This window comes from Clostridium algoriphilum, from assembly GCF_020443705.1.
Taxonomy (GTDB): Bacteria; Bacillota; Clostridia; order Clostridiales; family Clostridiaceae; genus Clostridium_AD; species Clostridium_AD algoriphilum.
Genome location: NZ_JAIZZK010000012.1, coordinates 51604 through 77703, shown reverse-complemented (window position 1 = coordinate 77703; position 26100 = coordinate 51604). Strand labels below are relative to the sequence as shown.

General features: G+C 29.9%; 21 protein-coding genes and 1 pseudogene. All 22 read left to right on the top strand.

Annotated features, from left to right (window positions below):
- Window positions 1–448: 448 nt before the first annotated feature.
- The 22 genes and pseudogenes from LGK95_RS10690 (at window position 449) to LGK95_RS10585 (ending at window position 26006) form a co-directional block, all read left to right on the top strand.
- Window positions 449–2320 (top strand): polysaccharide biosynthesis protein, encoded by a 1872-nt coding sequence (locus tag LGK95_RS10690; protein WP_226124773.1) that lies wholly within the window; start codon window positions 449–451, stop codon window positions 2318–2320.
- Window positions 2321–2345: 25 nt separating this feature from the next.
- A complete protein-coding gene (locus tag LGK95_RS10685) occupies window positions 2346–2939 on the top strand; it encodes a sugar transferase (RefSeq protein ID WP_226124772.1) in 594 nt (197 codons plus the stop codon).
- Window positions 2940–3088: 149 nt separating this feature from the next.
- On the top strand, window positions 3089–4753 hold the full coding sequence (locus LGK95_RS10680) for a glycosyltransferase (protein WP_226124771.1): 1665 nt from the start codon (window positions 3089–3091) through the stop codon (window positions 4751–4753).
- 46 nt (window positions 4754–4799) lie between these two features.
- Window positions 4800–5957 carry an alpha-2,8-polysialyltransferase family protein gene (locus LGK95_RS10675; RefSeq protein WP_226124770.1) on the top strand — a complete coding sequence of 386 codons (1158 nt, stop codon included), beginning with the start codon at window positions 4800–4802 and terminating at the stop codon, window positions 5955–5957.
- Window positions 5958–5997: 40 nt separating this feature from the next.
- Window positions 5998–7158, top strand: a complete 1161-nt coding sequence (locus LGK95_RS10670; protein ID WP_226124769.1) for a hypothetical protein — start codon at window positions 5998–6000, stop codon at window positions 7156–7158.
- A gap of 225 nt (window positions 7159–7383) precedes the next feature.
- Complete coding sequence (locus LGK95_RS10665) at window positions 7384–8523, top strand: hypothetical protein (protein WP_226124768.1); 1140 nt, start codon at window positions 7384–7386, stop codon at window positions 8521–8523.
- Between the two features lie 28 nt (window positions 8524–8551).
- Window positions 8552–9295 (top strand): annotated as a pseudogene (locus LGK95_RS10660) (beta-1,6-N-acetylglucosaminyltransferase); the annotation flags it as partial.
- Between the two features lie 150 nt (window positions 9296–9445).
- The gene (gene pseB / locus LGK95_RS10655; RefSeq protein WP_226124799.1) at window positions 9446–10483 is read left to right on the top strand and encodes a UDP-N-acetylglucosamine 4,6-dehydratase (inverting); all 1038 of its coding nucleotides are present in this window, start codon (window positions 9446–9448) and stop codon (window positions 10481–10483) included.
- A gap of 112 nt (window positions 10484–10595) precedes the next feature.
- Window positions 10596–11783 (top strand): UDP-4-amino-4,6-dideoxy-N-acetyl-beta-L-altrosamine transaminase, encoded by a 1188-nt coding sequence (pseC, locus tag LGK95_RS10650; RefSeq protein WP_226124767.1) that lies wholly within the window; start codon window positions 10596–10598, stop codon window positions 11781–11783.
- 8 nt (window positions 11784–11791) lie between these two features.
- Window positions 11792–12523, top strand: coding sequence for a glycosyltransferase family protein (locus tag LGK95_RS10645; protein WP_226124766.1), 732 nt, complete (start codon window positions 11792–11794; stop codon window positions 12521–12523).
- 11 nt (window positions 12524–12534) lie between these two features.
- A complete protein-coding gene (locus tag LGK95_RS10640) occupies window positions 12535–12936 on the top strand; it encodes a MaoC family dehydratase (RefSeq protein WP_226124765.1) in 402 nt (133 codons plus the stop codon).
- 19 nt (window positions 12937–12955) lie between these two features.
- Window positions 12956–13501 (top strand): UDP-4-amino-4,6-dideoxy-N-acetyl-beta-L-altrosamine N-acetyltransferase, encoded by a 546-nt coding sequence (pseH, locus tag LGK95_RS10635; protein WP_226124764.1) that lies wholly within the window; start codon window positions 12956–12958, stop codon window positions 13499–13501.
- A gap of 11 nt (window positions 13502–13512) precedes the next feature.
- Complete coding sequence (gene pseI / locus LGK95_RS10630) at window positions 13513–14562, top strand: pseudaminic acid synthase (RefSeq protein WP_226124763.1); 1050 nt, start codon at window positions 13513–13515, stop codon at window positions 14560–14562.
- Window positions 14563–14575: 13 nt separating this feature from the next.
- Window positions 14576–15571 (top strand): UDP-2,4-diacetamido-2,4,6-trideoxy-beta-L-altropyranose hydrolase, encoded by a 996-nt coding sequence (gene pseG, locus LGK95_RS10625; protein WP_226124762.1) that lies wholly within the window; start codon window positions 14576–14578, stop codon window positions 15569–15571.
- Window positions 15572–15609: 38 nt separating this feature from the next.
- The gene (locus tag LGK95_RS10620) at window positions 15610–17049 is read left to right on the top strand and encodes a lipopolysaccharide biosynthesis protein (RefSeq protein WP_226124761.1); all 1440 of its coding nucleotides are present in this window, start codon (window positions 15610–15612) and stop codon (window positions 17047–17049) included.
- A 335-nt stretch (window positions 17050–17384) separates the two neighbouring features.
- Window positions 17385–18476, top strand: a complete 1092-nt coding sequence (locus LGK95_RS10615) for a glycosyltransferase (protein ID WP_226124760.1) — start codon at window positions 17385–17387, stop codon at window positions 18474–18476.
- 252 nt (window positions 18477–18728) lie between these two features.
- Window positions 18729–20408: a hypothetical protein gene (locus LGK95_RS10610; RefSeq protein ID WP_226124759.1), complete on the top strand. Its 1680-nt coding sequence runs from the start codon at window positions 18729–18731 to the stop codon at window positions 20406–20408.
- 129 nt (window positions 20409–20537) lie between these two features.
- The gene (gene galU, locus LGK95_RS10605; protein ID WP_226124758.1) at window positions 20538–21446 is read left to right on the top strand and encodes a UTP--glucose-1-phosphate uridylyltransferase GalU; all 909 of its coding nucleotides are present in this window, start codon (window positions 20538–20540) and stop codon (window positions 21444–21446) included.
- Between the two features lie 69 nt (window positions 21447–21515).
- Window positions 21516–22514 carry a glycosyltransferase family 2 protein gene (locus LGK95_RS10600; protein ID WP_226124757.1) on the top strand — a complete coding sequence of 333 codons (999 nt, stop codon included), beginning with the start codon at window positions 21516–21518 and terminating at the stop codon, window positions 22512–22514.
- A 235-nt stretch (window positions 22515–22749) separates the two neighbouring features.
- Window positions 22750–23379 (top strand): hypothetical protein, encoded by a 630-nt coding sequence (locus LGK95_RS10595; protein ID WP_226124756.1) that lies wholly within the window; start codon window positions 22750–22752, stop codon window positions 23377–23379.
- A 78-nt stretch (window positions 23380–23457) separates the two neighbouring features.
- Entirely contained in the window at window positions 23458–24540 is a 1083-nt protein-coding gene (locus tag LGK95_RS10590; protein ID WP_226124755.1) for a sensor histidine kinase, read from the top strand.
- Between the two features lie 65 nt (window positions 24541–24605).
- Window positions 24606–26006: an amino acid permease gene (locus LGK95_RS10585; protein WP_226124798.1), complete on the top strand. Its 1401-nt coding sequence runs from the start codon at window positions 24606–24608 to the stop codon at window positions 26004–26006.
- Window positions 26007–26100: the final 94 nt, after the last annotated feature.

Sequence of the window (26100 nt, the reverse complement as noted above, 5' to 3'; positions counted from 1 at the left end):
ACACAGCAAATACACTAGTGTATCCCTTTACTGGAAATGATTATGACTAGCTTGTTTTGTATAAAAGGTCTATATTTAATAATAAGTGTAATCTCATATAATAGCGAAAAAAGATGTTTTATATTGTAACAAAACATCTTTCATAAAATATTAACACTTATCGAAAGGTAATATGGTATACTTAATATTGCAGTGAGCACAATGGTAAATGTATTAAATTGGAATAGGAACCTTTTTAACGACATTTAAGGAAAGAGATAAAATGAAAATACTATATATATATACATAAAACAATCATTACACGGTGACTACAGCATGGTTACATGGTGATTACAGGATTATTAATGAAGAAAAAGAAAATGAAGTTTCAAAATTGATTATAGATTGGTGGGCAACTAGGAATTAGTAATTTAAGAGTTTTGGGAAAATCGAATAAGAGGTGGTTAATATGAAGGCATTAGGAAAATGGGAAAAACCAATATTAATACTAAGTGATGTAGTACTAGTAAACTTAGCATATATGTTAGCTTTCTATTTTAGATATAATTATAGAGATTTTGAGTTTTATTTCGACAGTTACAAATCAATAGCATTAATTGTAACTGTTATTTACATTGCTTGCTTTTTTATCTTTAAGATTTACGGAAGCCTTTGGAGGTACGCAAGTATAGATGAATTTATGTTGGTTATTGGTAGTTGTCTTACTGCAAATATTATAACTATTATATCAACTAGACTTATTGGACATAACTTTGCCTATGGAGCAAGTGTAGTAGCTTGTGCATTTACTATTATTTTTATAGGCGGTTTTAGAATGTCCTACAGAGTGTATGGTAGGTTCGAAAGCATTATGAGTTGGAATGCCAATAAAGGTAATAAAAAAAGGGTAATGATAGTTGGTGCAGGGCAGGCGGCTGCTATGGTTATAAAAGAAATGAAAAGCAGTGACCAAAGTAAATATAGACCTGTAGCTGTAATTGATGATCAAGATCGAAAACAAGGAAACAGCATTATGGGGGTAAAGGTTCTTGGAAGTAGAAAAGACATACTTACCATAGCAAAAGAAAAAGATGTAGAAATTATACTTTTAGCTATCCCAACTATAGATGATGAGAATAAAAAACAAATTTTAGAAATATGTAAAAAAACAGATTGTAGAATAGAAATTATCCCGGGAATGTATGAAATCATGGATGGAAAAGTTTCTTTAAATCAAATTAGGAAAGTTGATATTGAAGACTTACTAGGGCGTAAAGCCGTAACACTTGATATGGAGGGTATAGCAGGTTATATTACAGGTAAAGTCATATTAGTAACAGGCGGTGGTGGTTCTATTGGGTCCGAATTGTGTCGTCAGATTTTAAAGTTTGATCCAAAGCAACTAATTATATTTGATATATATGAAAATAATGCTTATGATTTACAAATTGAACTTAAATACAAATATCCTAAATTAGATTTAAAAGTATTAATAGGATCGGTTAAAGATGTGCAAAGACTTGAAGGCATATTTGAGACTTATAAACCAAATGTAATTTTCCACGCAGCGGCTCATAAACATGTTCCACTAATGGAAGAGAGTCCTATGGAAGCAATAAAAAACAATGTATTTGGAACCTATAATGTGGCAAGCTGTGCACATAAGTATAATGCAGATAGGTTCGTAATGATTTCCACAGATAAAGCAGTAAACCCAACTAATGTTATGGGTGCGACTAAGAGAATGTGTGAAATGATTATACAATCAATGAACAGCATAAGTAAAACACAATTTGTTGCAGTTAGATTTGGTAATGTACTCGGAAGTAATGGATCAGTTATTCCATTATTCAATAAGCAAATTGCTCATGGTGGCCCAGTTACACTTACTAATAAATATATAACTAGGTTCTTTATGACAATACCTGAGGCAGCTCAATTAGTGCTTCAAGCAGGAGCATATGCTAAAGGTGGAGAAATATTTGTGCTCGATATGGGGAAACCTGTTAAGATATATGATTTAGCTTGGGACTTGATAAAACTATCAGGGTTTGTTCCAAATGAAGATATAAAAATAAATATTATAGGATTAAGGCCAGGAGAGAAGCTTTACGAAGAACTTTTAATGAGTGAAGAAGGACTTACAAATACTAAACATGAGAAGATTTTTATTGGAAGACCAACATTTACTGATTTAGATGAGATTAAAGAGAGACTTAAACAACTTACTGAAATTATTAAAAAAGATGATGTAGGATTATTAATTGAAAAAATAAAAGAAATAGTTCCAACGTACAATAGAAGTGTGGGAGATAGTGAACCTGCCAAAGTAGCAGAGTAATTTTAAGAAAAACAGGAGGAACATTATGGGAAGATTTCTGGATATTATAATTAGTTTATTAATATTGGTGGTTTTATCACCATTATTTTTAATTCTAGGAATAATAATTAAGCTGAATTCAAAAGGACCAGTATTTTTTACTCAGATGAGAATAGGTAGAGACAATAGACATTTTAAGTTCTATAAATTTAGGACAATGAAAATAGGTACTCCAAATGTAGCGACTGATAAACTAGATAATTCAGTAAGTTATATAACTGCAATCGGAAAAATATTAAGAAAAACTAGCATTGATGAACTTCCTCAATTAATCAACACATTTAAAGGTGATATGACTTTTGTGGGACCAAGACCTGCTCTATATAACCAGAACGAGCTTAATGCGATGAGAACAGAGGCAGGAGTTCATAAACTACTTCCAGGGGTTACTGGATGGGCTCAAATAAATGGACGAGATAATAATGATGATAGAGAGAAAACGGAATATGACGTATATTATAAAGAAAATAAATCATTCGCTCTTGATATGAAAATACTATTTCTAACGGTGTATAAAGTTTTAAAGGCAGAAGACGTCCTTGATGATAGAAGTAAAAAAAAAAGTTATGAGAAAGTTTAGTAAAGTGGATTAGTATTTAGGGAGAGCGAAAGATTTACATGCAAATAATAATATGCTATTGTATGTAGAGATACTTTTCAAACTTCTATATATGAATTAAAATAGTAAAAATAAAGATTCAATGATAACTCTGAAAAAGGGGGAAATAAATGAGAAATATTCTAATTACAGGTCAAAATAGTTATGTTGGTACAAGTCTTAAAAAGTATCTAAGTAAATGGCCTGATGAATACACAATAAATGCCATTTCGGTAAGGGATGATGCATGGAAGAAAGAAGATTTTTCTCAATACGATGTTATATATCATGTAGCAGCGGTGGTTCACAAGAAGCAAACACCTGAAATGGAAAGTTTGTATGATAAAGTGAACAAAGTATTACCTATTGAAATAGCTACAAAAGCTAAAAAAGAAGGAACAAAACAATTTATATTTGTAAGTACAATGGCTGTTTATGGTACAGAGGGACAAATTGACGGTGATGTTGTAATTAAAAAAGAAACTGAGTGTAATCCAATAACTTATTATGGTAAGAGTAAATTACTAGCTGAAAATGAACTTAATAATCTTAATGATGATAAATTTAAGGTTGCAATACTAAGGCCTCCAATGATTTATGGACCTTTTTGTCCTGGTAATTATGCAAGGCTTGAAAAATTAGCTGTAAGTGCGCCAATTTTCCCTATGATTGATAACCATAGAAGTATGCTACATATAGATAAATTAAGTGAGTTTGTTAAGGGATATATAGATAATGAGGCAGAAGGTTTGTTTTTACCACAAGATGATCAGTATGTAAATACAAGTTTGCTTGTTGAAAAGATTGCAAAGGACAATGGGAAAAAGATTCATTTGTCTAAAGCTCTTGGCTCAATGGTTAAATTGGTTGGTAAAAGAGTTAACATGGTAAACAAAGTTTTTGGAAATTTGGTTTATGATAAATCAAAACTGAAAAAAAGTAAGGATAGCATGGAAGAATTAAAAAGTATGGAAGAATTAAAATATTCAGTCTTAATGTCTGTTTATTTTAAAGAAAATCCAAGCTTTTTTAGGGATAGCATAAATAGTATGTTAGAACAAACTATTAAACCTGATGAAATCGTAATCGTTAAGGATGGAAAACTAACAGAGGGCCTTAATGCGGTTCTTGAAGAATTTCATGATAATGAGATTATTAAAGTTATTGCACTAGACGTAAATAAAGGTTTAGGTGAAGCTCTTAATATAGGTCTTAAAAGTTGCAAGAATGAATTAATCGCAAGAATGGATTCAGATGATTTATCAGTTAACAATAGATGCGAGAGACAATTAGAAAGTTTTAGGAATAATGAAAAACTTTGCGTTGTTGGGACTGCAGTATCCGAGTTTATAGATGATCCCAGTGTTAGTATTGCTTATAAAGGTGTTAAAATTAGTGATCAGGATATTAAAAGGCAAATGAAATTTAGAAATCCTTTTAATCACCCTAGTGTAATGTTTAAAAAAAGTGATGTGTTGAAGGTCGGTAGTTACCAGCATTGGTTTTTAAATGAAGATTATTATTTATGGATAAGAATGAGGCAAGTTAACTTCACATTTGGAAACATTGATGAGCCTTTATTAAAAATGAGGACAACGAACGATACATACTTGCGGCGTGGTGGGTGGAAATATTTTGTAACCCAAAAGCGTTTATTTGATTATATGTTAAAGAATGGATTGATTAATGTATTTGAGTATCTATATAATAATTCAATTAGATTTGTTACTCGATTACTAGTACCAAATAAGTTTAGAAAAATATTATACCTTAAAATGCTTAGGGGAAAAGCTTAGAATATGCTTAGTAAAGTGTAATAGTTACAGGGGGAAGGATGATTTTATGACTTTTATATTTATTGTATTTAGACCGTATCATATAATATCGGCCTACAATATTATCCAAGTGATTAAAAAGAAGTATCCAGATGCTAAATGCATAGGATACATATCAAATGCTAAAGATGAATTTTGGGATGATCTTTTCGATTATGACAAAATTTTTGACGAGAGATATTATTCTTTTAACTTGTTTTTTGAGAAAAATATACTTAATGTAGCAAAGGTAGTAAGTAATAATATTAAAATAAATTCATGTATTAATACTATATATGAAAACAATAGGCAGGTTGATGGAATAATAACATTTAGTGATACATGGAAATTGTATCAGAAGCTAGTTGTTAAATATAAAAATGTAACAAATAACTGCATAGTTATGGACGAGGGAGCAGCATTATATTATAAAAATACAGTTGCCGAGTCATCTCTAGCACGGAAATTAATAAGAAAATTATTAAACGGCGTGGATTACGAGAGTTGTTCTATGGGAGAGCATTCAAAAACTTTGAAAGTATATGCTAACTACCCTGATAAAGTAAAATGCACGGATAAAAAAATATATCAAATGCCAAAACTTGATTACACTAAGATAATAGATGTATTAAAAGTTAAACCTGAAATAATAAAATCAAGTAAAAAGAAATGTTTGTTTATATCTACACCAACGTTTATTTTAAAAAATAATGATAAAACTAATTCAGTTGATAGTACCATGAAACTTTTTGAGATTTTATCTGAAAACAATATAGAAATTTACTTTAAAATGCATCCAGCTAACGAAACTATAGATGACATAAGAATATACTTAGACAAGTTTCGCGAAGTAAAAGTTATAGAAGATCAATCAATACCAGTAGAACTTTTATGTGCTGCAAACAACTTTGATTATATTATAAGTCCAATATCATCTGCACTTTTAAACTTATCAAGTTTTAAGTTTAATTGTATTAGCTTGCCATACTTTGCTACAAAATTTTTAGAATGTTATGATTTATTAGAACTGTTTAAAGCAAATGGAATAAAAGTTGCGCTAAATGAAGAAGAGCTACTTTCTATTATCAAAATAGATGAAACAGTAGAATTAGATAAGAAAGTTGATGATTGGTCGCAACAGCAAAGCGACGATAATTCGGAGTTTATAACTTCGTTTATAAATTGATAAACAAAAGAGTAAAAATATTGTACAAGGAAGATGATGTATGAAAGAAGAAGTTGTAGATTGGTTTCATTCATGTAATAAAAAAGAGGCATTTTTCTGGGTTCAATTTATTTTGTTTTTTCTGAGCAATATAAATACCCATGGTGAAAATGTTATAAAAGCATCAATACTCGCTATGTATGTATTAGGACTTCTTTATATGGTATACAAAAATCCTGATTTTAAAAGGCCACCTACTTACCTTATAGTTATATTTGGCCTGTATCTTATATTAAATGCAATATTTATAAAATCCTTTAGTGTACATATTATATATTGTGTAATAACTTTTATTATGATAAGAGGGCTTAGGTTTAATAATAAAGAATTACTGTCCATAATTAATAAATCAGCAATAGTATACTTAATACTATCTGTGTTACTTAGTTATACTCCTTTAAGGGTTCTATCTATATATGATACAAGACTTGTAGTAAATAGATTTTTTCCGGATCTATTGTATAGATTTATAGGGGTTGAAGGAAGTCCTGCAGGTCCTGATATATTTTACGTACTAGTCTTAATTAGCAACATAGTTATTAATAAAAAGAGAAACAAATATTTCTATATTACAATGAGTTTACTAATGTTGGTTTGGACTTCAAGTCTAGCTCCAATTTTAAGTATTGTAGGAGCGCTTATTATATTGCCTTTTAGTAAGAGCAAAATAAGCAAAACAGTATATAGTGTTTTGTTATGGCTGTATGAATTTATAGTTATTTTCATTTACAGTTATGGCTCAGGGACAATAAGAAACCTACTGAATACGGCAAGTACTCTGAGAGCAAGAATATGGTATAATATGTATTATAGTTTAATAGGACACTCAACTTTTCTTCAATGGATTTTTGGAAGAAAAGGGCTTGTGAATTTTGAACATAGTCCACATTATAATATTAATAATCCGCACAACTATAGCTTATTTCTGATACAGTTTGGAGGAATCATAGCTTTTATCATTATTGTGGTAATTGCAACGATATACTTCAAAAATATACGTAACAAGTATAAGCTATTTATAGTGTCGGCAATATTAATATATGCATCAACAAACACATTTATATTATCTATCAGGGGTAATCCTATTTTTATTTTTGTATTAGTTACGTATTTAGCATCCGGAGATGAACCTGAAAAAGATTTTATAGGTAATTATAAATGATAGATTGAGATTGTGATAGATTGGTTATTATGATAAGTAAGATATTATAATAAATGAGAAGTTATAACAGATGTAATGTTATAGTAGATGAGATATTGTAATATATGAGAAGTTGTAGTAAGTGAGATGTTATAATAGATAGGATGTTATATTATGAATTAGCCAGTTACGTTAATTGGCTAACTCATTTAAAAGTGTTAAAATATTATACAAGGAAGATGATTTATGAAAGAAGTTATAAATTGCAATCATTCATCTAACAAAAGAGAAATTCTATATTGGATTCATTTTGCTTTGTTTACTATTAGTAATTTAAACTTTAGTTTCGTAAGTTATGTAAGAGCAACAATATTAGTTATGTATTTATTTGTATTTGTATACATGAAGGTTAAGAGGACAGAATTTGAGCTTCCATCAAAGTATATCCTAATTCTATTTGGTGTTTACATCTTACTAAATACATTGTTTGTAAAAACAATTAGTGTACACATTATATACTTGGCTGTAACGTTTATGATTATAAAAGAATTTAGGTTTAGCAAGAGTGAACTACTGGCCTTAATCAATAAAACAGCAATTGTATACTTTGTGCTTTCTGTTATATTGGGTTATACATCTTTAAATGCTCTTTCTGTGTTTGGACCAAGACAAATTGAAAATAAATTTTTTCCTCATTTATTATTTAGATTTATAGGAATTGAAGGAACACCAGCTGGTGCAGATATATTTTTTTTAGTTGTACTACTTAGCAATATATTTCTTAATAAAGCTAAAAACAAGTACATTTTTATTACCTTGAGTATTATAGTATTGCTTTGGACTTCTAGTCTTGCTCCAGTTGTTAGTATAATAGGTGCACTTCTTATATTACCTTTTACTAAAAACAAGGTGGCAAAGATTACATATAGTGGTATGCTATGGCTGTATCAATTCATAGTTATCATTATGTACGGTTTTGGGTCTCTTCAGCTACAAAATGTGTTGAATGTATGTAGTACTTGGAGAGCAAGAATATGGTTCAATATGTACTGGGGTTTAATAGAGCATAACACTACGGCCCTATGGGTTTTAGGAAGAAAAGATCTTGTAGAGTTTTCACATAGAACTGACACAATTATAAATAATCCGCACAACTTTAGTTTATTTCTTCTTCAGTTTGGAGGAATAATAGCTTATATTATAATTATCGTTGTTGCAACGATGTACTTTAAGGATATGAATGATAAATATATGATTTACGTAGTATCAGCTTTATTGATTTATGCTTCAACAAACACCTTTATATTCACCATTAGGGGCAATCCTATTTTCGTATATATATTAGTTTTGTATTTATCATCTGGAAAAGAACCTAAACTAGAATGAGATAAATTATAATGAAAGAAGGAGTTCCATGAAGCTAGCATATATAATCCAAGCTCATACAGGTGAAGACCAATTGATAAATCTAATTAGCCAATTATCGGATATAGATACGGATATTTTCTTGCACATAGATAAGAAAAATGATGAGCTTTACTGGAGTTTACTTGAGCGGTATGTAAACACCCCAAATGTGTTCTTTGAAGAAAATAGAGGCAGTGTAAATTGGTCTGGATTTAGTATGGTTGAAGCTACTTTAAAATTAATGAATATGGTTTCAGGTATTGGTAAAAAATATGATTATATCAGTTTTATTAGCGGTCAAGATTACCCATTAAAATCAAATGAGCAAATTAAAAGATACTTAACAGAGAACCAAGGCAAACAGTTTATCGAATTTAGAGATATTGCCCACCATTATTGGAGACTAAAGTGTTATAATTTTTTTAGAGAGAATAAAAATAATAGAAAACTTTATATGAGGGTAATAGACAGTGCACTAAGATATCCACAAAAGATGTTAGTACGACGAAGTAATTTTAAGAACATGAAGTTATATTATGGCTCTACTTGGTTTACAATAACTGATGAGTGCATGTTATATATACTACAGTACTTAGAGGATAATCCAGAGTTTAAGAAACAGTTTAATCATACATCATGTTCTGATGAACATTTTTTTCAAATGATTATTATGAATTCACATTTTAAAAATGATGTAGTTAATGATAACTTAAGATATATTGATTGGTCTTCTGGTGGAAGTAGTCCTAAGACTTTGCTAGTCGATGACTACGATATCTTAAAGAAAAATGACAACCAAAAATTATTTGCAAGAAAATTTGACTTCAAAATAGATAAGAATATAACACAGATGTTAAAAGAGAGTTTTCATGCAGAAACAGAAATAGTAGGGAGGAATATTATGTTAAACAATAAAACGATTTTAATTACCGGAGGTACAGGTTCTTTTGGAAAGAAATTTACTGAGATGATCTTACAAAAATACAATCCTAAAAAGATAATAATATATTCAAGAGATGAGTTCAAACAGGATCTAATGAATAATGAATTCACTAGAAGGTTCCCAAAGGATGTTAGTAAACTTAGATTTTTTATAGGTGATGTTCGCGATAAAGATAGATTATATAGAGCTTTTGACGGAGTAGATTTTGTTATTCATGCAGCAGCAATGAAACAAGTTCCTGCTTGTGAATACAACCCAGTAGAAGCAATTAAAACAAACATACACGGTGCTCAAAACATAGTTGAAGCAGCGATAGACCGTGGAGTTAAAAAAGTTGTTGCCTTATCTACAGATAAAGCAGTAAACCCAATAAACTTATATGGTGGTACAAAGCTTGTATCAGATAAGTTATTTATATCAGCTAATGCTTATGCCGCAGATAAGGGAACTATATTCTCTGCAGTGCGTTACGGAAATGTTGCAGGAAGTCGAGGTTCTGTAATACCATTCTTTGATACATTAATAAAAGATGGAAGAAAAGATTTACCTATAACTGATTTCGAAATGACTAGATTCTGGATTACTCTTGAACAAGGAGTAGAACTTGTTTTCAAGGCACTCGAAGAATCAAAAGGTGGAGAAACATACATCTCTAAAATACCATCTTTTAAAATAACAGATTTAGCTAAAGCAATGCTTGATGATGCTGAGCTAAAAGAAGTAGGAATAAGAGAAGGCGAAAAACTTCATGAAGTAATGGTTACTAGTGATGATTCAAGAACTACATATGAGTATGATAAACATTATATCGTATATCCTCATTTTGAATGGTGGAACTTTGACACTCACTTTACACCAGGCGGCAAGCTTATAGAAAATGGCTTTGAATATAACTCAGCTAATAACGCACAATGGTTAAATGTTGAAGAGTTAAGAGCAGAAATGCTTAAATACAACATATATGATTGTTATACACCTAATGGATTAAAGAAATAATAAAATTTAAATAAATAAATAATTAATTAGATTAGATTAAATTAAATTAAATTTAATCTAATCTAATTATATGGATAATAAAATTACTAAATATATTGGGAGGTTGATTTTAATGAAACTCGCTATTTTTGGGGGAAACCAAGTAAGAAAAACTATGCTTGCATATGGTAGACAATGCATTGATGAAGAAGATATTAGTTATGTTAATGAAGTTTTAAGAGGTGATTTTCTTACAACAGGACCTTATGTAAAAGAGTTTGAAGATAAGGTAGCAGAATATGTTGGAGCTAAATATGCAGTTGCAGTTTCAAACGGAACAGCTGCACTACATATGGCATGTTTTGCTGCAGAAATAGGAGTTGGCGACGAAGTAATTGTTGCACCTATGACATTTGCAGCATCTGCAAACTGTGTATTATATTGTGGAGGTACACCTGTATTTGCAGATATTGACCCTAGAACTCATAATTTAGACCCTGCTGAAATTGAGAAGCATATTACAGCTAAAACTAAAGCAATTATACCAGTTGATTACTCAGGTCAATCAGTTGATATAGATGTTATAAGAAAAATTGCAGATAAACATAACCTAATTATTATCGAAGATGGTGCACATGCATTAGGCAGTGAGTACAAAGGTAATAAAGTGGGAACAGTTGCTGACATGACAGAATTTAGTTTCCATCCTGTAAAACCAATAACAACAGGAGAAGGCGGACTCGTAGTAACTAACAATGAAAAACTATATAATAGAATGATGTTATTTAGAACTCATGGTATTACAAGAGATGCAAGTCTTATGGAAAAAAATGATGGCCCATGGTATTACGAACAAATAGATCTAGGATATAATTACAGAATAACTGATATACAATGTGCATTAGGTTCTTCACAAATAAAGAAACTTGATAAATTCGTAGCAAGAAGAAGAGAAATTGTAGCTGCGTATAATAAAGGATTCAAGGATGTTTGCGAAATAATAACTCCATACCAAGCTGAGTTTTCTAATTCTGGATGGCATATATATGTTGTTGAATTAGAACTAGAGAAATTAACTTGCACAAGAAAAGAAGTGTTTGAAGCATTAAAAGCTGAAAATATTGGAGTTAATGTACACTATTATCCAGTATACTTGTTCCCATATTATAAATCATTAGGATATAAAGAAGGTTTATGCCCAAATGCAGAAAAAATGTATGAGAGAATAATAACACTTCCATTACATCCAGGTATGACAAATGATGATATAAATGATGTTCTGGTAGCTGTGAAAAAAGTTATTACTTATTATAGAAAGTAGGGTGTTTTATGAAAGTTGTTTGTATTATGCAGGCAAGAGTAGGTTCAACAAGATTGCCAAGAAAGGTTCTAAAAAAAATATGTGGTAAAACAATTTTAGAACATGATATAGATAGATTAAGACTAGTTAAAAACATAGATGAGATAATAATAGCAACAACTGTTGAGGACAGAGACATTGAAATAGTAAAAGAGGCAGAAAGATTAGGCGTAAATTATTTCAGAGGATCTGAGAATGATGTTTTGTCAAGATACTACTTGGCAGCAAAAGCAAATAATGCAGAAATAGTAGTAAGAGTAACTAGTGATTGTCCTTTACTTGATAGTAAAGTAACTGAAAATACTATTAGCTATTTAATAGATAATCTTGATAAGTACAATTATGTTAGTAACACACTAGAGGCTACATTCCCTAGAGGTCTTGACGTAGAAGCATTTACTTTTGCGTCGCTTGAAAGGGCTTATAATGAAGCTAAGCTTACTCGTGAGCGTGAACATGTTACACCTTATATTTATACTAACAAAGACCAATTTAGGTTAGGTTGTTATAAAAATAAAATTGATTACTCAAATTATAGATGGACACTAGATACAAAGGAAGATTTTGAGCTTATCAGCATCATCTATGATAGATTATATAAGACTAATCCCAATTTTAATATGGAAGATATTATAAAACTATTAGTCGCTGAACCAGAACTTACAAAAATAAATGAAAATATAATTCAGAAACATATTTAAGAGGCGGTTTTATGGATATAAATAAGTATAAAGTTGGAGATAAAGCTAGTATTACAAAAAAGATAACCACTGAAATGGTTATACAATTCTCAGAAATTAGTGAGGATAAAAACCCACTACACTTAGATGAGGAGTTTGCAAAAACCACAAGGTTTAAAGGACGTATTTCTCATGGTATGTTAGTTGGAAGTTTAATTTCCGCAGTAATTGCTAACATACTGCCAGGAATAGGATCCATTTATTTATCTCAATCACTCCGTTTTGTAAAACCTGTAAGGCATAATGATGTAATAAAGGCAGAAGTTACAGTTGATGAGATAATGTATGAGAAGAGTAGGCTTAAACTTAAAACAATTTGTACAAATCAACATGATGAGCAAGTTATTGTAGGAGAAGCCATCGTAATGATTTAGCAAAAAAAGGAGTAAGAGTATGTCACTAAAATTAAGAAAAATTAAAGAAGATGATCTACAACTTATAATGAAATGGAGAATGAGTCCTGAAGTTACAAGTTATATGTATACTGATCCAACCCTAACAATAGAAGGACAAAAATTATGGCTTAAAGATATTAATAAAAGCGCCGAAGTTCTATATTGGATAATTGAATATGATAATGTTGCTATAGGAGTTATGAACATTTGTGATATAGATAAAAAGAATAAAAGATGTTCATGGGCTTATTATATTGGAGATACAAGTTTTCGTGGAAAAGGTATCGCTGTAACACTTGAGTGTAATATCTATGATTATGTTTTTGAAACATTAAAGTTTAATAAGTTATGTTGTGAAGTTTTCGAGACAAATGGCAGAGTAGTTAAAATGCACGAAAAATTTGGAACAGAAACTGAAGGATTACTAAGAGAACATATAATAAAAGGTGAACAAAAATATAACGTAGTCACAATGGGAATACTTAAACAAAAATGGGACACTTCTCGTGAAAACTTTAAATATGAAAAAATTATAATTGAGTAAGGAGAATAAGAATGAAAGAAATAAAGATAAATGGAACTATTATTTCAGAAAATAGTCCTTGTTATGTAATTGCAGAGATGTCTGGTAACCATAATGGTAGTTTTGATCGTGCAGTTGAACTTATAAAAGTATGTAAAGAAGCAGGAGCAGATGCAATAAAACTTCAAACATATACTGCTGATACTATAACTATAGATTGTGATAATAAGTACTTTCAAATAAATCAAGGTACTTTATGGGACGGTAGAGTTTTATATGATTTATACAAGGAAGCATATACTCCTTGGGATTGGCAACCAAAACTCAAGAAAATCGCAGATGATTTGGGAATAACATTGTTTTCATCACCATTTGACAAAACAGCAGTAGATTTTTTAGAGGATATGAATGTAGAAGCTTATAAGGTAGCATCTTTTGAAATAACAGATATACCTTTAATTGAATACATAGCATCAAAAGGCAAACCAGTTATTATGTCAACAGGTATTTCAACATTAAAGGATATAGAACTAGCTGTTAATGCATGCAAAAAAGTTGGTAATGAAGATGTTATTCTTCTTAAATGCACAAGTGCTTATCCTGCACCATATGAAGAAATAAACCTAAATACTATGAAAAATATGTCTGAAACTTTTAATGTAGTTACAGGTCTATCTGACCATAGCTTAGGTATAGAAATACCAGTAGCAGCTGTTGCGCTTGGAGCAAAAGTTATTGAGAAACATGTAACTTTAAAAAGAAGTGATGGTGGAGTGGATTCAGATTTTTCACTAGAACCACAAGAGTTAAAAGCTATGATTCAAGCTATTCGAAACACTGAAAAAGCATTAGGTAAAGTTACTTATGAGCTTAGCGCTAAATCAATGAAGAGCAGAGAATTTTCAAGGTCTTTGTTTATTGTTAATGATGTAATGAGTGGAGAAGCTTTTACAGAAAAAAATGTACGATCTATTAGACCAGGATATGGTCTGCACCCTAAATATTTAAGTGAAGTACTTGGAAAAACAGCAACAATGGACATGAAAAAAGGAACACCACTTAAATGGGAATTCATAAAATAGTGAGGAATAAAATATGAAAATTGCTATACGTGCTGATGGTGGGTCTGTTATAGGAATGGGACATATAATGAGAACATTAGTCTTAGCTAGAGAATTAGCTAAGGCTAATACTGTTTTTTATGTGTGCAGGAAAGACAAGCCTTTAACAGAAAAATATATAAATGGAATAAACAAGGTAAGAAAAGAAGGGTTTGAAGTAATTTTAATCAATGAGGATAATGTAATAGATGAATTAGCGAATATCAATGCAGATTGCTTAATTACTGACAGTTACGATGTTGATGAAGATTATTTTGATGAAACTAAAGATATGTTTAGTAAAACGGGATATATAGATGACATTAATGCATTCTTTTATAATGTTGATTTTGTGGTTAACCAGAATGTTACTGCGCTTAATTATAAATATAAATGTAACAAAGATACAGCACTCCTTCTAGGAACTGATTATGTTATGTTAAGAGATGAGTTTAGAGAGTGTGAACCTAATAAAATAAAAACTGATGTTAAAGATATACTAATTACTATGGGAGGAGCAGACCCTGCTAATTTTACATTTAAGTTATTAAAATACATAAAAGATTTAGATTATAATTTTCATGTAGTTATTGGTCCCTCATTCTCAAAAGTTGATGAGATAAAAGAAGAAATAAAAAATAAAGATAACATCAAATTATATTTCAATGTTAATATGGTTGAGATGATGAAAATATGCGATATCGCAATAACAGCTGCTGGTAGTACTTTATATGAACTAGGAGCCTTAGGGGTACCAACACTCGGGGTTATACTTGCAGATAATCAAGTTGACGTCGCAAAAGAAATGCACAAAAACGGCTATATGATAAATCTAGGATGGTTTGATAAGGTAAAAAGAAGTGAAGTTTTAGAAGCCATTGATAGGATTAGTGGGTTTGATTTAAGAAATAACATGAGTAATAGCGCCATAAAACAAATTAATAAAGATGGTGTCCAAAAGTTATGTATAGAGATCCAGAAATTGTTTTAATAGTATTATGAAAAGTTAAGGTTGGGGGGCTATATAATATGAAATTAAAGCAGATTCTCAAAAACGAAAAAATATCTATGCTGTTAAAATATTCTTCTATTAAATACATCGCATTAATAATTGTATTCTTGAAGGGTATTATTAGTGCTAGAGTCCTTGGACCGGAACTTCTAGGAGTCCTTGGAAACTTGCTCCTAGTATTAACTTATATATCATATTCAAGTTTAGGAATATTATATTCTATGAATCGAGAGTATGTAATATACGAGAGCAGGGATGATCAAAAGAGAGCAAAAGAAGTTATTAGTACCTCGTTTACTTCACTCTTAATATTATCTGTATTATTAATACTCGTCGGTATTGGCTGCAAATTTGTATATCGTGATCCATTAGGAACTTATATACTATTAGTATTTATAATAGGAGTACTCGAGCAGTTTAGAATGTTTTATATTAATTATTTCAGATTAATTAACAAGTTTAGAAAGATAAATTATATAGAACTTATAAATAATGTGTTAGCTTTTGTTTTGATTGTTATTTTTATAAAAAGCTTTAAAATATATTCAGTCCTATTTGCAATGGCTGTTGCGGATTTTATAGTTTTTTTCTTTGGATATTTTAGTAGCAAAAGAATACATTTAAAGATTAATCCAGAAATCTTTAAGAACTTAATAATAGTTGGAATTCCACTACTAATCTATAATTTAGGGTTTTATATATTAACAACAGTAGATAGAGTAGTAATTATTAAATTTTTAGGATATACAGATCTAGGATATTTTACATTTTCAAATCAGATTGTTAATGGTACGTTGGTGTTTATTACCTCAGTATTATTTTTATACTATCCCAAAGCCATAAAGACTTTAAATATTGAGAATAATTATAAGAAAGCAGACATAGTAAAGAAAACATTAAATTATACTAAGTTTATAGAAGCTTTTGGCGTTGTTTTATGTTTGGTTGGGGCAATATTAATAGAGCCATTCGTTCTTATTGTAGTCCCAAAATATCTTGTAAGTATCAACATATATAGAATCTTAGTATTTGGGGTTGTTGCAACACAAATAGCTTATTTTGCAAATGTTTTTATTGTATCTAATAAAAAACAAATGTACCTAGTTTACCTTCAGGGAGCAACCGTAATACTTGCAGTTGCATTTAACCTGATTTTCATAAAACTTGGTTTTGGTATAATAGGAGTTTGCCTGGCAACGCTAATCACAAACGTTGTGTACTCTATAATTCAGTATATAATATATATGTGGATATTGGATATAGACAAAGGATACATAAAAAATGTGCTCAAAATATATCTAAAATTTGTAATATATACGATTATAAGTATAGCTATTGGTCTCTTTAACTTAAATATTGCCTACTATAGCTTATTAATGATTATATTAACGGGAGTGTTATATTACCGCGATATAAAGTTTTCAATAAAAAGTATATTATCGAGCAGTGGTCTTTAAATTATATATATATATAAATCCCTACATCAAAGGTGTAGGGATTTATTTCGTCTAAATTTTTTAGGGTGTTTGTTTCACAATATTTTGCTATGATTAGAAAATTGTTAAAATTTAATGGTATAATATGAATTATGGTAACAATAGTAACAATAGTAATAATAGTAATAATAGTAATAATAGTAATAATAGTAATGTACTAATGAGTACAAGCTATAATAAATCACCTAAATTAATAATAAGATGACTACCGAATTGCAGTGAAATGTATTTCGGTCTTTTTGGCGGGTACAAAGTTTTAGTTATATAATACAAAAGATATATAAGGAGAATGTGACATGAATGAGGACAAAGTAGATGTATTCAACAATATTTCAGTTCTGATACCAGCTTTTAATCCAGATAAAAAATTGACAGTCTTAGTAGAGGATCTTATAAAAGCAGGTTTTCAAAATATTAGCGTAGTAGATGATGGCAGTAGTGAGGAATGTAGATCGATTTTTAACCATCTTAAGCTAAAGAAGCAATGTCATGTATTGGTTCATGCTGTAAATATGGGAAAAGGGGTAGCACTTAAATCTGGGTTTAATTATTTTTTAAACAATTGTAGTGGATGCATTGGTATAGTAACAGCTGATGCTGACGGTCAACATAATATTTCTGATATCATAAAAGTTTCACAAAGGTTAATAGAAAATCCTCATAAGCTTATATTAGGTTCTAGGAACTTTTCAGAATCAAACATTCCTTTCAGGAGTAGATTTGGGAATATATTAACAAGAAAATTGTTTGGTTTCCTTACTGGTTTAAAAATAAGTGATACCCAAACTGGGTTAAGAGCTATTTCCTATAATTTTGCATATAAATTAATGAGTGTTCATGGAGATAGATTTGAATATGAAACTAATATGTTACTCGAATGCAGAAATCAAGATATTGAGATTGATGAAGTTTTCATTGATACTATTTATATAGAAGAAAATAAGTCATCTCATTTTAATCCACTTATAGATTCAATGAAGATTTATGGGGTTTTTCTTAAATTTATGTCATCATCCTTTTTATCTTTTATATTGGATATCTTTTTATTTTCAATGTTTACAAAATTATTTTATAGATTTACACCGGAATATTTTATTATAATATCAACTATTGTTGCTCGAATTATATCATCATTATTTAATTATAATGCAAACAAAAATGCAGTATTTAATCACAAAACTCCGGATAGATTAGCGATATATAGATATTATGTATTATGCTCAGTACTTATGTTAATGTCTGGACTAAGTGTATCTGCTACTTGGTTTGTTTTCAAGGGATCTCAAATTTTTATAAAAGTTATAATAGATGGTGTTTTGTCTGTTATGAGTTTCAAAGTTCAAAAGGAATGGGTTTTCAGTAAAAAATATGATTTAGAAAGTTTATAATATGTTTAATTTGGAAGGAGTTATAAATATATGTATTTGATATTCATGTTTGCAGTGTTATGCTCTGGCGCTGCGATATTATCCATGATATTTAACAGAAAATTTGAAGAAACTTTGTCATTATGGATCTTTTTTATAATTTTTATCTTATATTTTTATGGAATATCGGGCGAATTAAAAAGGGGCGTAGACATTGTAATTGCAATTGGGATAATTAGTGCCTTTTTATGTTGCTTATACATTTGTATTAATATGAAAAGATTTATAAGAAATATCTTAACACCTGGATTTGTAATGTTTATTCTATTTTTTGTAGTAGCATGGTGGGCACAAAGAGGAAGAATGCTTATATCTTGGGATGAATTTACACATTGGGGTCTTGTAGTTAAAAATATGCAGATATTTGATGCTCTAAGTAATCACCCAGCATCAACTACTGTATTTAAGGGGTATCCACCTGCAACTGCATTATTTGAATACTTTTGGATAAAAGTATCTAAAGGTTATGCCGAGGGTAACTTATATAGAGCTATGAACATATTATATTTTTCACTAATGTTACCTATTTTTAGGAATGTACGATGGAAAAACCCTGGTATAATAGTTATTAGACTTATATTGGTATTAGTTTTGCCTTTGGCGTTTTTTCAGGATTTTTATACCAATATATTAGTAGACGCAATACTTGGAGTTATGTTTGCAGGTATTCTCATTAATTATTATGTCAATAAAATGAGTGCTTTTAAATTTATTTATATAAGTTTAGCATTATTTACGATAACAATTACGAAAGCCTCAGGCTTTGGTTTAGCAATTATAGCTATTGTAATAATTTCTATAGATATATTACTCATACAAAGAAAGGAATTAATGTTATACATTAAGTCTGATAAAATAATCCATATAATTATAAGAACAGTTATAGTAATATGTCCTATAATATTTACACTGATTTCAAAATTGTCCTGGTCTAATTATCTTAAAGTTACAAAAACAGATTCATCTTGGAATACAAGTGTAATTGGATTTCAAAGCATAAAAAGATTATTTACGGCAAATGCTCCAGACTATCAAATAGAAACAATAAAAAACTTTTTTTATTTTCTATCTGATCAGATTTTAACTAACTCTATAATTCGATTATCGTATATTGGGTGGATAGCGTTGTTACTGACAATCTCTATTATACTAATTAAATTTGTTTGTATTGATGGGGAAAAAAATAGATATAAAGTAGTAACTGTAACTATACTTATAGGAGCAATTATTTACAGTGCATCTCTATTAATATTATATGTGTTTACTTTTTCAGTAGAAGAAGCTACACATTTAGCATCTTATTCAAGGTATATGAGCACTTACCTTCTAGGAGCCTTAATATTCTTCGTTGTAGTTATATGTCTAAAAGAAGGAACGAGAGATGCAAAATTTAAAATATCATGTTCTATGGGCATATTATTATCATTATTGTTAATTATAAAAATAACCCCAATTGCAGATATTACTTTATTCGCACCAAGCAATAGTAAAAATACAGTTAAGATGCGTCAAAAATTTGTGCCTATAACAAAGATAAAGCGGCCTCTGAAGCTTAAAACAGATAAGATGTATATTATTTCTGTAGCAAACAACGGATATAATTATTGGGTGAGTAGATATCTTATAACCCCTATAAGAACTAACGCCCCATCCACATCAAGTATTGGGAAACCTTATTATAAGGGCGATATTTGGACTAAAGATGTTGATTTAAAGGGATGGGAGGAGCAACTAAGAAGCCAATACACTTATGTGTATATATTTAGAACAAATGATGTCTTTAATAAAACTTATGGAAAAATATTTGAAGGTGGAATTAAATCTATAAAACATGATACGCTTTATTATGTGCAGAAAAAGAATGGTAAAGTACTCCTTAAAATGAGAAAGTAGATATTTTTACAATATTTTTACAAACATTTACTAATTTTGTTGGAATTTAATGTTATAATAGAATTTATAGGAAAGTACGTAATATACTGAGAGTAAAAAGACATATAACATAAGAGGAGATTTTTAATTATGAAAGTTAAGAAAGCAATTATACCAGCAGCAGGACTTGGAACACGTTTTTTACCTGCAACAAAGGCACTACCTAAAGAAATGTTACCTATAGTTGATAAGCCTACAATGCAATATATTATCGAGGAAGCTATTGCGGCTGGTATAGAGGAAATATTAATAATTACAGGGAGAAATAAAAAATCTATTGAAGATCACTTTGATAAATCATTAGAACTTGAACTAGAGCTTGAAAATAAACATAAGGATAATCTACTTAAACAGGTTAGAGATATATCAAACATGGTAAATATATACTTTATAAGACAAAAGGAACCTAAAGGACTTGGACATGCTATTAATTGTGCTAGGGCTTTTGTAGGTAATGAACCTTTTGCTGTTATGCTAGGTGATGATATAGTTGATGCTAAAACTCCATGTTTAAAGCAACTTATGGATTGTTTTGAAGAAAAGAATACAACAATCTTAGGAGTTCAAGAAGTAGCAAAGGAAAATGTTGATAAATATGGCATAGTTGATGGAGTTCAAATTAGTGATAGGGTTTATAAAGTAAATAATCTTGTTGAAAAACCTGGAGTAGATATAGCACCATCAAATGTAGCTATACTTGGTAGATATATAATAACCCCTGAGATATTTGATATATTGGATAATACAAAACCTGGCAAAGGCGGCGAAATTCAATTAACTGATGCTCTTAAGACATTAATAGCAAGACAAGATATGTACGCATATATATTTGAAGGCCGTAGATATGATGTAGGTGATAAATTAGGATTTTTACAGGCAACAGTTGAATTCGCTTTGAAAAGAGATGAGTTAAAAGTTCCATTCATGGAATATCTTCAAACTTTAAAAAGCAATGATAACTTTAGTGGCCTATATGATGAAGTTGCTTGTACTAAATAATATATCATTATAATTTAAAAAGCCTCCCTTTTGTATGATATAATAATGCATGTAAGGGAGGCTTTTTATATGCCAAAAGTAAGTGTTATTGTTCCTGTTTATAATGTAGAAAAATATTTAAATAGATGTCTAGATTCTTTAGTTAATCAAAGTTTAAAAGATATTGAAATTATTATAATTAATGATGCATCAACTGATAATAGTCTTAAAGTAATGAGAGAATATGAAAATAAATATAATACAATAAAAGTAATAGATTCACCTATAAATCTAAAGCAAGGTGGAGCAAGAAATTTAGGAATTGATATAGCAAAAGGTGAATACATAGGATTTGTTGATTCGGATGATTGGGTACATCTAGAAATGTACGAAAAGCTATACTCTAAAGCTAGTGTTACCAAGAGCGATGTTGTAGATAGTGACTATCATGTCTCAGACGGCAATAATGTATTAACTACTGTTACAAGTAATATGCCTGATCAACTAGGTGAATTAACTAGTATGCAAAAGAAAGGTTTAATACTTCATAGTGGGAGAATGTGGACTAAGATATTTAAAACGTCATTATTTATAGATAATAATATAAGGTTTCCAGAAAAATTATCTTATGAAGATAATCCTGTAGTTCCACTACTTCTTGTACACGCAAAGAAACTTGAGAAGGTTAACGAGCCTTTATACTATTATTTTAAAAATCTTGTATCAACCACAACAACGAAAAATTCACCCCATCATTTTGACAGGTTAAGAACTTCAATTATTTTATTAGAAGGATTTAAAAAAGATGGGTTGTATGAAGAGTTTAAAGAAGAGGTTGAATTTAGATTCTCAGAGCTGTACTACATTAATACAATAAAGATATGTTTAGCTAATTATGATATACCTCAAATTGATCGTTTATATGAAATTAGAGATTACATGAGGGTCAATTTTAATGACTATAGAAAAAATCGGTATTTTAATAGGATTATTAAAAAAGATAGGTTCCTTAGTAAAATAAATGATTTTGATCCAAGTTTAATAGTTAAATCTTTTAATATCTATATAAAATTAGTTTCACGTAAATAAAAAAACCAGGAGTTCTAGCTCCTGTTTTTTTTACGCATTAAATACTTTTAACTATACAGAAGTTTTACCAACTAAAATTTAACTAAAATTAACTATTGAGTCGATTTAGTCAATTTTAGTTGACTATTAGTTGACTATTAGTTGACTTTTAGTCTATTTAGTTGTATAATATTAGTATATTAATAAAATATAGAACTACAGCATCTTTATACAACTAAATATTATGGGGGTTATAATGTTAGATTTTAATAATTTATGGTTAGTACGAACTAATCCTGATAACACTAATCGGTTAAAAGAGTATTTAGAAAACGACATAATTGCAATAGGGTGGGGCAAATTACTTGACTTAACAAGCATGCCAAAAAGCGAAATCTTTACAGAGCTTTCTAGAAATAACTATTCTTGCTCAAATGTAACGCTTGGTGTTATAAACCATTTTGTAAATAATATTCAGGTTGACGATCTATGTATCATACCCTATGGAGATAAAATATACATAGCGAAAGTTACAGGTCCATACTATTATGATGCAACAAAGGTAGAAGATGGTTATCCTCATCAAAGGAAAGTTGAATTTATTAATAAGGAGAAGCCTATTAGCAGGACTAGTTTGCCAGATGCTGTTCGAAAATCCTTAGGTGCACAAAATTATGTTGCACATTTAAGACATGGTATAGATGAATTTAAGTCATTTTTGTTTGAAACTGAACCTGCCAGTGAGAATATTAATTTACAGGAAAATTTGAAAAAAATGTTGCCAAAGGCTATAGAAAATATAAAAAATGCTATGGACTGTGATGATGTTCAGAGAAGATTTAATGCATCTGTTGAAGTGCTTAGATTGCTACAGAAATATGAGTAAATTTTCAATGGTTTGCTTAAATAACTAATTTTCAATTATATTTGGTAGTAATTTTTTGAGAAGAAGGTATAGATTATTATGGGGAAGAGTATAAGTCACCGAACTATGGTATTAGTAAATCTGCCAATCGTTGTTTTATCAGCAGTTATAATATTATTTAGTGTTTATATGCTATTAAATAATATTGATTTACAGGTAAGTAACGAAGTTGCGGATATTCAAATAATTCAACAGCATTTATTTATTTTTTTAGGAGTTATACTTATTTTATGTAATTTTATAATTAGCAGGTATATTTATACTCGCATATATGAAGAAATTGAAGAAATTGAAAAAAAGGATGAAATCAACAAAGAATTACAAAAAACATTAATTTCCCAAGAAGAGTTTATTGCAAATGTTTCACATGAACTTAAAACACCATTAAATGTAATTTGTTCAGCTGTACAATTATTTCAAATGTATTGCTATAATGGTTCATTAGATGATCGACGTGAAACTATTATTAAATATATTGACTCAATGAAAATAAATTCTTATAGGTTGTCTAAACTTATAAACAATATAGTAGATTCATCAAAAATTAAGGCAGGATTATTTCAACTTAATTTATCAAATAACAATATAGTATCAATTGTCGAAGAAGTAGTGATGTCTGTAACTAGCTTAACTGAAACCAAAGGCCTAAATATTATTTTTGATACAGATATAGAAGAAAAAAATATTGCTTGTGACCCAGAGAAGATAGAGAGAATAGTATTGAATCTTTTATCAAATGCAATTAAATTTTCAAATAATGGTGACGAAATATTTGTAGAACTTAAAGACAAGGATGAATTTGTTGAAATATCAGTCAAAGATAATGGTATCGGTATTAAAGCGGACCACTTGGAAATGATTTTCGATAGATTTAAGCAGGTTGACGAATCATTATCAAGAAATGCAGAAGGTATGGGTATAGGCTTAAGTTTAGTCAAATCTATCGTAGAGTTACAAGGGGGTAGTATATTTGCTGAAAGTGAATATGGAAAAGGAAGTAAGTTCACAGTAAGGATTCCTTCAGTAAAGGTACTTCAGGAAAATATGCTATATAAAAGCAATGTGAGAAGCAGTGCTGAAAATATACGGGTGGAATTTTCAGATGTAAATAAAAATAAATAAAAAAATTTAATCTAAAGATTAATTTACGCGAGGAGAAAAACAAATTGAAGAATATTTGGAAGAGAATGTGGAAGAAAAAATCACTAAAAATGGAGCTTCATGCCGCCAAAAAAACTGATTTAAAAAAGAATCTTACAGCATTTGACCTTGCAGCACTTGGAATAGGTGCAGTACTTGGTACAGGAATCTTTGTTTCAACAGGTGTTGGTGCTCATATGGCAGGCCCGGCAGTAGTTTTATCATTTATTGTAGCCGCAATAACAAGCGGACTTTGTGCTCTTACTTATGCGGAACTTGCCACAATGTTCCCAGTTGCAGGTAGTACATATACATACTCCTATATTGCTTTTGGTGAAATAATAGCCTGGATTATAGGATGGGATCTAATGCTTGAATATTTAGTATCCTCAGCTGCAGTTGCATCAGGGTGGTCAGGAACATTTGTAGGGCTGTTAAAATCTGCTGGGCTTAATTTGCCTGCAGCAATAACGACAGGGCCAGCATCAGGTGGCATTATTGATTTACCGGCCGTTCTTATAGTTGCACTTGTAACTTACATATTATATATAGGTATAAAAGAAAGTGCAAAATTAAATAACGTCATAGTTTTAATTAAAATTGGCGTAATTATTTTATTCATAGTACTTGGCGTATTTCATATTAGTGTAGCTCACTATAAGCCATTTGCTCCTTTCGGATGGACAGGTGTCATGGCAGGTGCTTCAATTATGTTCTTTGCTTATATTGGGTTTGATGCAGTTTCAACAGCGGCAGAGGAAACTATAAATCCAAAGAGAGATGTACCAAGGGGACTAGCTATATGCCTAGGAGTTGTAATTGTACTTTACGTTGCAGTTGCAGTTGTTATAACGGGTATGGTTCCATTTAAAGAAATTAGTCAGAATAACGCTATTCCAGATGCATTGACTCGTTTTGGTATTAACTGGGGTGCAGCCTTGGTTGGAACCGGTGCAGTCATAGGAATGATTTCAACACTGCTTGTAATGCTTTATGGACAGATAAGAGTATTTATGGTAATGTCAAGAGATGGACTACTTCCAAAGGCGTTTTCAAAGGTGCACCCAGTTCACAAAACACCTACACTTTGTACAATAATCACAGGTTGTATAGCTGCGATTATGTCAGGACTTTTACCATTACAGGAGATAATAAAACTATGTAATATAGGTACATTATTTGCCTTCGTCTTAGTCTCAATTGGTGTTATAGTACTCAGAAAAACTATGCCAAATGCTGAGAGAAAGTTTAGATGTCCTTGGGTACCACTTATACCTATTCTTACTATACTTGCTTGTTTTTATTTAATGTCAGCATTGCCTTTAGAAACATGGATTAGATTTATAATTTGGTTAGCAATTGGACTAGCAATATACTTTGTATATGGTAGGCACCATAGTATACTCCAACATAGTAAACCAAGACAATATAGTGAACCAAAGTCTTAAAATTGAAATAAACTACCTTATTAAAATTATTTGTCAATGTATTACGATTAATACATTGACAAAAACCAATATATTGTATAGAATACATATATTG

Coding starts and splice junctions, on each gene's coding strand:
- LGK95_RS10645 (WP_226124766.1), top strand. CDS start 11,792: ATGAAAGTTGTTTGTATTATGCAGGCAAGAGTAGGTTCAACAAGATTG.
- pseC (WP_226124767.1), top strand. CDS start 10,596: ATGAAACTCGCTATTTTTGGGGGAAACCAAGTAAGAAAAACTATGCTT.
- LGK95_RS10615 (WP_226124760.1), top strand. CDS start 17,385: ATGAATGAGGACAAAGTAGATGTATTCAACAATATTTCAGTTCTGATA.
- LGK95_RS10595 (WP_226124756.1), top strand. CDS start 22,750: ATGTTAGATTTTAATAATTTATGGTTAGTACGAACTAATCCTGATAAC.
- LGK95_RS10670 (WP_226124769.1), top strand. CDS start 5,998: ATGAAAGAAGAAGTTGTAGATTGGTTTCATTCATGTAATAAAAAAGAG.
- LGK95_RS10680 (WP_226124771.1), top strand. CDS start 3,089: ATGAGAAATATTCTAATTACAGGTCAAAATAGTTATGTTGGTACAAGT.
- LGK95_RS10640 (WP_226124765.1), top strand. CDS start 12,535: ATGGATATAAATAAGTATAAAGTTGGAGATAAAGCTAGTATTACAAAA.
- pseI (WP_226124763.1), top strand. CDS start 13,513: ATGAAAGAAATAAAGATAAATGGAACTATTATTTCAGAAAATAGTCCT.
- LGK95_RS10690 (WP_226124773.1), top strand. CDS start 449: ATGAAGGCATTAGGAAAATGGGAAAAACCAATATTAATACTAAGTGAT.
- LGK95_RS10665 (WP_226124768.1), top strand. CDS start 7,384: ATGAAAGAAGTTATAAATTGCAATCATTCATCTAACAAAAGAGAAATT.
- LGK95_RS10600 (WP_226124757.1), top strand. CDS start 21,516: ATGCCAAAAGTAAGTGTTATTGTTCCTGTTTATAATGTAGAAAAATAT.
- pseG (WP_226124762.1), top strand. CDS start 14,576: ATGAAAATTGCTATACGTGCTGATGGTGGGTCTGTTATAGGAATGGGA.
- LGK95_RS10610 (WP_226124759.1), top strand. CDS start 18,729: ATGAAAAGATTTATAAGAAATATCTTAACACCTGGATTTGTAATGTTT.
- LGK95_RS10685 (WP_226124772.1), top strand. CDS start 2,346: ATGGGAAGATTTCTGGATATTATAATTAGTTTATTAATATTGGTGGTT.
- pseB (WP_226124799.1), top strand. CDS start 9,446: ATGTTAAACAATAAAACGATTTTAATTACCGGAGGTACAGGTTCTTTT.
- pseH (WP_226124764.1), top strand. CDS start 12,956: ATGTCACTAAAATTAAGAAAAATTAAAGAAGATGATCTACAACTTATA.
- galU (WP_226124758.1), top strand. CDS start 20,538: ATGAAAGTTAAGAAAGCAATTATACCAGCAGCAGGACTTGGAACACGT.
- LGK95_RS10620 (WP_226124761.1), top strand. CDS start 15,610: ATGAAATTAAAGCAGATTCTCAAAAACGAAAAAATATCTATGCTGTTA.
- LGK95_RS10590 (WP_226124755.1), top strand. CDS start 23,458: ATGGGGAAGAGTATAAGTCACCGAACTATGGTATTAGTAAATCTGCCA.
- LGK95_RS10675 (WP_226124770.1), top strand. CDS start 4,800: ATGACTTTTATATTTATTGTATTTAGACCGTATCATATAATATCGGCC.
- LGK95_RS10585 (WP_226124798.1), top strand. CDS start 24,606: ATGTGGAAGAAAAAATCACTAAAAATGGAGCTTCATGCCGCCAAAAAA.